Source organism: Planomonospora algeriensis, assembly GCF_977012225.1.
This window is the reverse complement of the sequence record NZ_CDRNDK010000715.1, coordinates 1-2260: the sequence shown is the minus strand read 5'-3', so window position 1 is coordinate 2260 and position 2260 is coordinate 1. Positions and strand designations below refer to the sequence as shown.

Genomic DNA, 2260 nt, shown 5'->3' with positions numbered 1-2260 from the left:
GATCCGGGCGTCCGGCGCCGATGGCCCGGGAGCGGCTGGGCCGGCTGGCACGGCGCGGCGTGTGGACCCCGGACCCGGCCGTCGACCGGCTCCTCTCCGACGGTGAGCAGGCGAGCCCGCCGCCCGGCCCCGCGGTCGTCTCCCACGGCGACCTGCACCTGCGGCACCTGCTGGTCGGCCCGGACGGGCGGGCGACCGGCGTCATCGACTGGGGCGACCTGTGCCGGGCCGACCCGGCGGTCGACCTCTCGCTCGCCTACGCCGGTTTCGACGGGGACGCCCGTACGGCCCTGCTCTCGGCCTACGGGCGTCCGGTCGATCCCGGGCGCGAGCTGGCGGCGCGCGTGCTCGCGGTGTTCCTGTGCGCGGTGCTCGCCGACTACGCCGAGTCCACCGGCCGCGCCCGGCTGCTGGCCGCCTCCCTCGCCGGCCTCCGCCGCGCCGTCAGCGACTGACGCGCCTCCGACCGTCGAACCGGACCGCCGAACCGGACCGCGCCACCGCGTCCTCTGCCGCCGGGCCGGGTCCCCGCGCCCGGCGGACCGGAGGGGGTCAGATCAGGCCGAGGGAGAGCATGGCGTCGGCGACCCGCTTGAAACCGTCGATGTTGGCGCCGGCCACGTAGTCGCCCGGCATGCCGTACTCGTCGGCGGTCTTCAGGCAGCGGGCGTGGATGTCGCGCATGATCTCCTGGAGGCGGCGCTCGGAGAACTCGAAGCTCCACGAGTCGCGGCTGGCGTTCTGCTGCATCTCCAGCGCGCTGGTGGCCACGCCGCCCGCGTTGGCGGCCTTGCCCAGGCCGAAGGCCACGCCGGCCTCCCGGAAGACCCGGATGCCCTCCGGCATGGTGGGCATGTTGGCGCCCTCGCCGACCGCGACGCAGCCGTTGCGCACCAGCGTCTCGGCGTCGCGGCCGGTGAGCTCGTTCTGGGTGGCGGACGGCATCGCCACCTCGCACGGCACCTCCCAGATGCTCCGCCCCGCCACGAACCTGGCGTCGCCGCCGCGGCGCTTGGCGTAGACGTCCACGCGCAGCCGCTCGACCTCCTTGATCTGCTTGAGCAGGTCGAGGTCGATGCCCTTCTCGTCGACGACGTAGCCGGAGGAGTCGGAGCAGGCGATGACGGTGCCGCCGAGCTGCTGGACCTTCTCGGTCGTGTAGATCGCGACGTTGCCGGAGCCGGAGACCACGACGCGCTTGCCATCGAAGGACGTGCCGCGGGCCTTGAGCATCTCCTCGACGAAGAACGCGCAGCCGTACCCGGTGGCCTCGGTGCGCACCTGGGCGCCGCCGTAGCTGAGCCCCTTGCCGGTGATCACGCCGGACTCGTAGCGGTTGGTGATGCGCTTGTACTGGCCGAACAGGTAGCCGACCTCGCGCCCGCCGACGCCGATGTCACCGGCGGGGACGTCGGTGTACTCGCCGATGTGGCGGTAGAGCTCGGTCATGAAGCTCTGGCAGAAGCGCATGATCTCGCGCTGGGACCGGCCCTTGGGGTCGAAGTCCGAGCCGCCCTTGCCGCCGCCGATGGGCAGGCCGGTGAGGCTGTTCTTGAAGATCTGCTCGAAGCCGAGGAACTTCACGATGCCGAGGTAGACCGAGGGGTGGAAGCGCAGGCCGCCCTTGTACGGGCCCAGCGCGCTGTTGAACTCGACCCGGAAGCCCCGGTTGATGTGCACCTCGCCCTGGTCGTCCTCCCACGGCACCCGGAAGATGATCTGCCGCTCGGGCTCGCAGATCCGCTCGATGATCTTCGACTCGGCGTACTCGGGGTGCTTCCCGAGAACCGGCCCGATGCTCTCCAGCACTTCCCGGACGGCCTGGTGGAACTCGGTCTCCCCCGGGTTCCGGCGCAGGACGCTGTCGTAGATGGATGCCAGTTTCTCGTGCAACATCACTTGTCTTCCTGATTGTCGGATCTCACAGCTTTGGTCTAGACCTTATGAGATGCCCGTAACACGCCGTTTACCGGCCCTGGAAGATGCGCGCGCCCTGCCCGCCGGCAGGACTTCCGGATCCCCGGGCGGCGGACGGCAGGAAGGGGCCGGGAGACCATCGTCCAGCACGGAGCACCAGCTCAGGCCCCCGGCGCGGGTAAGGAAACCTTCATCTTCGGTGATCCTCGAAGCCCCGCCCGGACGCCGGCACCCCGCTCGGATGCCGGAGCACCCGTCCGGATGCTGAGACGCCGGTCGAGTGCCGGAGCCCCGTCCGGGCTCGGGCGGCGGCGGAGCGACGCCGGCCGCTCCGAGTCGCCGG

Annotated in this window: 2 protein-coding genes; one reads left to right on the top strand and one right to left on the bottom strand. The window is 71.5% G+C overall.

Features of this window, described 5'->3' with window-relative positions; genetic code table 11:
• Positions 1-455, top strand: a 455-nt coding sequence (locus ACWJ6R_RS34925) for a phosphotransferase (RefSeq protein WP_449066301.1), incomplete at its 5' end; no start/stop codon positions are given.
• 97 nt (positions 456-552) lie between these two features.
• Here ACWJ6R_RS34925 and gdhA read toward each other — a convergent pair.
• On the bottom strand, positions 553-1896 hold the full coding sequence (gene gdhA, locus ACWJ6R_RS34920; RefSeq protein WP_449066300.1) for an NADP-specific glutamate dehydrogenase: 1344 nt from the start codon (positions 1894-1896) through the stop codon (positions 553-555).
• Positions 1897-2260: the final 364 nt, after the last annotated feature.

Coding starts and splice junctions, on each gene's coding strand:
- gdhA (WP_449066300.1), bottom strand. CDS start 1,896: ATGTTGCACGAGAAACTGGCATCCATCTACGACAGCGTCCTGCGCCGG.